The 6,198-nt window shown below is 69.7% G+C and carries 5 protein-coding genes and 1 pseudogene; 3 read left to right on the forward strand and 3 right to left on the reverse strand.

The features are described from left to right. Positions 1-35: 35 nt before the first annotated feature. The 3 genes from AB0I18_RS51345 to AB0I18_RS51355 form a co-directional block, all read right to left on the reverse strand. On the reverse strand, positions 36-554 hold the full coding sequence (locus tag AB0I18_RS51345; protein ID WP_363112776.1) for a hypothetical protein: 519 nt from the start codon (positions 552-554) through the stop codon (positions 36-38). Between the two features lie 207 nt (positions 555-761). Beyond that, positions 762-1,526 (reverse strand): hypothetical protein, encoded by a 765-nt coding sequence (locus AB0I18_RS51350; RefSeq protein ID WP_363112777.1) that lies wholly within the window; start codon positions 1,524-1,526, stop codon positions 762-764. A gap of 15 nt (positions 1,527-1,541) precedes the next feature. Next, positions 1,542-1,697, reverse strand: a complete 156-nt coding sequence (locus AB0I18_RS51355) for a hypothetical protein (protein ID WP_363112778.1) — start codon at positions 1,695-1,697, stop codon at positions 1,542-1,544. 679 nt (positions 1,698-2,376) lie between these two features. Here AB0I18_RS51355 and AB0I18_RS51360 point away from each other — a divergent pair. The 3 genes and pseudogenes from AB0I18_RS51360 to AB0I18_RS51370 form a co-directional block, all read left to right on the forward strand. Then, positions 2,377-3,372 carry an SCO0930 family lipoprotein gene (locus AB0I18_RS51360; RefSeq protein WP_363112779.1) on the forward strand — a complete coding sequence of 332 codons (996 nt, stop codon included), beginning with the start codon at positions 2,377-2,379 and terminating at the stop codon, positions 3,370-3,372. Positions 3,373-3,857: 485 nt separating this feature from the next. Continuing rightward, positions 3,858-4,670, forward strand: a complete 813-nt coding sequence (locus AB0I18_RS51365; protein WP_363112780.1) for an SAM-dependent methyltransferase — start codon at positions 3,858-3,860, stop codon at positions 4,668-4,670. Continuing rightward, positions 4,667-6,103: pseudogene (locus AB0I18_RS51370) on the forward strand (diguanylate cyclase); the annotation flags it as partial. The gene AB0I18_RS51365 and the pseudogene AB0I18_RS51370, both read left to right, overlap by 4 nt. Positions 6,104-6,198: the final 95 nt, after the last annotated feature.

Below are 6,198 nucleotides of genomic sequence, written 5' to 3' on the forward strand. Positions count from 1 at the left end.
CTCAGGGGGTCCGGGGCGAAGGGCTGTCCGGTGAATCAGCCGCCGTGCTCGCCGGTGCGCCGTCGCCAGTAGTACGCAGCCCCCACCGAGCCCGCGATGAGCGCGGCGCCGAGGCCGATCTCACCCAGGTCGAAGCCGCCCGCACCACCACCGACGCCGGCCTTGACGCCCCGGTGGACGGGGACCTGCGTGGGATTGCCCGGGCGGCCGGTCGCGATGGTGAGGTCCGTGTGCCCGGACTCGTTCCCGCACTGGAAGGTCACCTGGTAGACCGCGCCCGGTTTGGCGTCCCAGTCGACGGTGGCCGTGGCCGAGGGCTGCCCCTTGGGGATCGTCACGGTGTCGAAGACACCCGAGGAGACCTTGGCCTCCGAACCGCAGCCGTTGACGGACAGCGTGGCGCGCCCGCCCGCGGCGATGGTCGCGGGGGAGACGTCGAAACCGAACGAGGTCACGTTGCGGTCCCCGTCGTCCCGGGCGACCGCGGCGGGAGCGGTGAGGGTCAGGGCGGTGACGCCCAGCAGTGCGGCCGAAGCGACGCGTATCGCGCGCATGGTGAGTCCTCCGGGTCCCCGAGGAGCAGCCGCGGACCTTTTCCGCTTGCGCCGTATATGCACCTCGATGATCGAAACGCTAGGAAGGTGCGGGCGAGGGCGCGATCGCAGTCGCGCGAATGGGGCAACGGTGTGGGCCGAACCGGGTACCGGATGCCTGCGGTTGGGGGACGGGCGCGGCGTGGCGCCCGTCCCGGTGAGGGTCCGTCACCCACCTGCCTTCGGGAAGAGCGCCAGGAACGGATCGGCGCTCGCCGTGATCCCGCGGCTGTAGGGGGCGTCGAAGTCCCAGATCAGGAAGAGCAGGAAGGCGATCAGGGCTCCGAACAGGCCGGCGAGGATCACCTCACGCAGTGTGCGGCGGATCTGCAGCGCGAAGATCAGCCCGACGGTGACCACGGCTCCGCTGATCAGACCGAACCACACGACGCCCGGCATGGTCGGCGCCGTCGAATCGGCGCGGGCACCGCGCGCCGTGTCCGCCGCGGTGACCTGGTCGAGGAGCGGCTGATAGGCCTGGGCCTGGAAGTCCGTCCGCGGTTCGTAGTCGGTGACGCCGTAGCGGACCCGGGCGAGCAGTTCGGTGCCGCGTTCGGTGACGTGACCGTCATCGGCCATGGTCTTCCACTCGGTGGTCACGACGTGGCCGACATAGGCGTTGACGTCGTCCCGGATACGGTCGCGGACATCGGGCGGGTAGACGCGTACGCGCTCGGAGATCTCGTGCAGCGCGTTCGCCTCCGTCTGGACGTGGTCCTGGGCGACACCCCGGGCCTCCCAGACCCCGGCGATGGCCAGGCCGAGCACGATGGCGTACACCACGCCGATCATCATCGTCATGTACTCGATGACGTCCGGAGTCTCGGACGGATCGTCGTCCTCGCCGGCCGTGTGGTGCCGTACGACGGTGACGGCGAGGACGACGAGACAGGCGGCACCCATCGCGAGGGCGAGAACAAGCCATTCCGACAAGGGTTTCTCCAGGGGTCAGCGCGGGCGCAGTGCGGCGGCGGCGAGCACCGCGGGCGCGGTGATGAGCAGGGTGAGCGAGACCAGGGACGGGCCGCCGCGGGGCGGCGCCTTGCGGGCCCGGATGCGGTACGGCGGGTAGCTCACCGGAGTGGGCGAGAGCTTGGTGCGCATGCTCGGGGCCGGCGCCGGCTCGGGGGGCGCCGGCCGCGGCGCGGCGGGAGTCGGTGGCGGTGCCACCGGAGCGGGTGGTCGAACGGTCGGTGGGGCGGGGGACGGACGTGGTGGGGGAGGCGGCGGTTCGGTGGCCGGGCTCGGCGGCGGCGTCGGTCTGGGCGGGGGTTCCGGCGGAGGGGGAGGCTTGGGAGTCGGGCTGGGCGAAGGTGGCGTCGGTGTCGGGCTCGGGGTCGGCGTCGGGCAGGTCCCGGCGGCGGCTACCGCGACCCCGCCCGCACCGCCGTGACCGGTGGAGGCGTACGCGCAGGAGTCGGAGGCCGCCGGGATCGGCGCGCCGGCGAGGATCCAGGTCAGCGCGAGAAGCGTCAGCAGGCGTATGGCGAGGGCGAGTCGGTTTCGTAGTAATTCAGGCACGACGAAGATCATGGGTCCTCGCACGCCCGCGCACGCGGTAGTGCGCGGGGATTGCCCCGAAGGAGGGACAACGGAGCCTCACGCGCTTGCCGACCAGGGGTCGAACGGGCCTCTTCGGCCCCACGCCGAACAGGGTTCCCACGCGTTACCTGAAAGAAATATGGGAACCCTTTGAACACTCACCGCACTCCCGGCCGTACCTAGGGCCATACGCGGCGCAGTGGATGCGCCGCAACCCCTAAGCAGACAGCGGGAGTTACCAATGAAGACCTCCTGGCGGAGCGCCTCACTCGTAGCGTCAGCTGCGGCAGTGCTGGTGCTGACGACGGCGTGCGGTCAGGACAACGCGGACACGAGCCAGAACGTGGGCGCGGCGCCCGCGGCGAACGGCTATGGATCGGGCAACGACTACGGATCAAGTGCCAGCGCCAGCCCTGGCACCGGTGGCGAAGCGGCGCAGGGGGCTGCTGCCCAGGCGCAGACCGCCGGTCAGCTTGCCGTGGCGGACAGCGCGAAGCTGGGCGAGGTGGTCACGGACAGCGCCGGCTTCACGCTGTACCGCTTCGACAAGGACACGGCGGAGCCGCCGAAGTCGACCTGTGACGGCGACTGCGCCACCACCTGGCCCCCGGTGCCGGCCTCGGGTGCCACCGCTCCGGTGGGCGTTGACAAGTCCCTGCTCGGCGAGGTCACCCGTTCCGACGGCACCAAGCAGCTGACCGTCGGCGGCTGGCCGCTGTACCGGTACGCGAAGGACACCAAGGCCGGTGACACCAACGGCCAGGCTGTGGGCGGTACGTGGTACGCGTCGGCCCCCGACGGCAAGAAGGCGGCCGGTGGCGGCGGCGGGGCGGCCGAGGAGGGCGCGGAAGCCGCCGACCTGCCCGGTCTGTCGACCCGTAACGACCCGGAGCTCGGTGAGGTCGTCGTCGACAAGAACGGCATGACGGTCTACCGCTTCGAGAAGGACACCCCGTGGCCGATGACGACGGCCTGCGTCGGTGCGTGCCTGGAGAAGTGGCCGGTCGTCGAGCCGGTGGACGCCGCCGACACCAAGGGCATCGAGAACAAGGTCGAAGGCCGTCGGGGCTATGTCGTCCTGAACCGTCCGGACGGACTCAAGCAGCAGAGCATCGACTGCTGGCCGATGTACACCTTCGCCGGTGACAAGAAGCCCGGTGACACCAACGGCCAGGGCGTCGGCGGAACGTGGTACGCCATGTCGCCCGAGGGCAAGGCGCTCGGCAAGCCGAAGTAGCCCCGTTCCGCGGGACATCAGCCCGCGGGACAGCAGTCCGCAATACACGAACTCGCGGTACACCAAGCTCAAACAGGCCAAGTAGACGACCACTTCCCCAGGTTGGTCACCAAGACACATCCCGTCACGAGACGCGGAGGGGAGGGACGCACAGAGCGCGGCCGGTCGAACACACAGAGAAGGAGAGCTGTCGAAGGAACGGAACAAATCCGCACAACCACCGGTTCGTCCCCTCCGCACCGCACGGAGGGGGCGAAGCGGCTTTTTCACATCTCGACGGATTCCGTCCCGACTCTTCGTGACTCTGCGCAGTTCTTCCGAGCTCTTTGGAATGCTTCGGTGCAATTTCGTAAGACACGCAATGCGGCACGTGCCGGAGGCAGTGACCTGGAACGGACGGTCAATTTCCGTTTCCCCTCGCCCCTTTGGCGGGCGATCAGTAGCCTCAGCTCGAACACCGGATCGCCTACGCCTTGGAGAGATAGATGGAGCGTCCCGCCTGGGCCCCACGTGGCATCGACATCTCGGTGCCGAGCGTGAGCCGCATCTACGACTACTACCTGGGCGGATCGCACAACTTCGAGGTCGACCGGGAAGCCGCCCGCAGGGCCATGGAGTTCATGCCGGGACTTCCCAAGATCATGCAGGCCAACCGGGCATTCATGCGCCGTGCCGTGCGCTTCGCCGCCGACGAGGGCATCACCCAGTTCCTGGACATCGGCTCGGGCATTCCCACCTTCGGCAATGTCCACGAGGTGGCCCAGGGCGCAAGACCCGGGGCACACGTCATGTACGTCGACCACGACCCGGTCGCAGTCGCCCACAGCAAGGCCGTCCTGAACGGCAACGAGCACGCGGACGTCGTCACCGCCGATCTCCGCAAGCCCCAGGAGATTCTCGGCAACTCTCAGGTTCAGCGCCTGATAGACCTGAATCAGCCAGTGGCGCTTCTTCTCGTTGCCATACTTCACTTCGTGGAGAACGAGGACGACCCGTACGGGGCGGTGGCGGAGCTGCGGGACGCGTTGGCGCCCGGCAGCCTGTTCATCGTCACGCACGCCTCGTACGAGGGAATCCCGCTGCCCGAGGAACGGGCCGCGGGCACGGTCGACGTCTACAAGGACATTCGCAATCCGCTGATCATGCGCTCGCGCGAGGACATCGCGCGGTTCTTCGAGGGGTACGACATGGTGGAACCCGGACTGGTGCCGATGCCGAACTGGCGGCCCGACTCGGCACCCGAGGACGAGGATCCTTATTCCTACTCGGGTTTCGCGGGCGTGGGGCGCAAGGCGTGACCGCCGAGCCGGACGGGCCGGAGGACAGACTGCGCAGGTTCGCGACGATCTGGAGCCGGGCGATCTACCCGGTCACCGCGACGTCACTGACCCGACCGGAGTTCGAGCTGCGACTGGTGCCGCTCGCCCGGCGGTTGAGCGAGGCCCTGCGGGCCAGGACGTTCGACGCGGCCGAGGGCCAGGCGGTCGGCGCGGCGCTGATAGAGGCGCACTGCACCGACCCGGAGGCGCTCAGCCGCTCGCTCGACTGCGTCGACGCCTACCTGGTGCTCTACTGCGGCGAGGACGGGTCCCAGGAAGACCTGCGCGCCCGCTCGGCGCGGCTGCAGCACGCCATGGCCGCCGGGTTCGCACAGGCGCTGCGGGAGCGGACGCTGGCCGAGCAGGAGACCATCGCGCGCGCCGCCCTCCAGGCCCAGGGCGTGGTCGCGGACGCGCTGCACGCGACCGAGGCACGGTTCCGCGCGGTGTTCGAAGGCGCGGCCATAGGCATCGGCATCGCGGACCTCGACGGCAACGTCCTGCAGGTGAACAAAGCCCTGCTGCGCATGTTCGGCGGCACCGAGCAGTCGATGCGCGGACGTAACGTCACCGACTGGACCCACCCCGAGGACGCGCCCCAGGTGTGGCGGCTGTACGAGGAGCTGGTGCGCGGCGAGCGCGAGCACTACCACGCCGAGAAGGCCTTCTACCGCCCCGATGGGACGGTCCTGTGGACCAACCTCACGGTCTCCCTGCTGCGTGACGCGGACGGCCGGCCGCAGTACCAGCTGGCCCTCATGGAGGACACCACCGAGCGCCGGCTGCTCAACCTGCGCCTGCGGTACGAGGCCACGCACGACGCGCTCACCGGACTGCCCAACCGGACGCTGTTCTTCGAGCGGCTCGACAAGGCGCTCTCCGCGGGCGAGGGCATGCGCTTCGGGCTCTGCTATCTCGACCTCGACGGCTTCAAGACCATCAACGACAGCCTGGGGCACGCGGCCGGCGACCGGCTGCTCGTCGAGGTCGCCGACCGGCTGCAGTCCTGCGCGACCGCGCCCGGCGAGATGGTCGCCAGGCTCGGCGGCGACGAGTTCGTGGCACTGACCACCGGGACCGACACCGAGCGCGAGGTCGACGCGCTGGCCGACCGCATCATGAACGCGCTGATCACCCCGGTCCGTATCGACGGCCGGGAACTGACCGTCCGCGGCAGCATCGGCATCGTCGAGGGTCCGGCGGGCGAGCGCGGCCCGGCCGAGGTGCTGCGCAGCGCCGACATCACGATGTACCGGGCCAAGTCGGCGGGCGGCAACCGCTACGAGCTGGCCGACCCCGAGGCCGACGCCCGCGCCATCACCCGGCACGGGCTCACCACGGCACTGCCCGCGGCCCTCGACCGGAACGAGTTCTTCATCGAGTACCAGCCGCTCGTGCACCTCGGCGACGGCAGGCACCCGGAGCCAGTCCCCCCACCGCACAAGGCACTTGGAGTACCCCGCCATGTCCCAGCATGAGAAAACGTACGACTACGTCGTCATCGGCG

The organism is Streptomyces sp. NPDC050704 (assembly GCF_040654355.1).
GTDB lineage: Bacteria > Actinomycetota > Actinomycetes > Streptomycetales > Streptomycetaceae > Streptomyces.

What these genes read in the sequence shown, in the direction of transcription:
- AB0I18_RS51360 (WP_363112779.1), top strand. Translation starts at nt 2,377, where the DNA reads ATGAAGACCTCCTGGCGGAGCGCCTCACTCGTAGCGTCAGCTGCGGCA.
- AB0I18_RS51355 (WP_363112778.1), bottom strand. Translation starts at nt 1,697, where the DNA reads ATGCGCACCAAGCTCTCGCCCACTCCGGTGAGCTACCCGCCGTACCGC.
- AB0I18_RS51345 (WP_363112776.1), bottom strand. Translation starts at nt 554, where the DNA reads ATGCGCGCGATACGCGTCGCTTCGGCCGCACTGCTGGGCGTCACCGCC.
- AB0I18_RS51365 (WP_363112780.1), top strand. Translation starts at nt 3,858, where the DNA reads ATGGAGCGTCCCGCCTGGGCCCCACGTGGCATCGACATCTCGGTGCCG.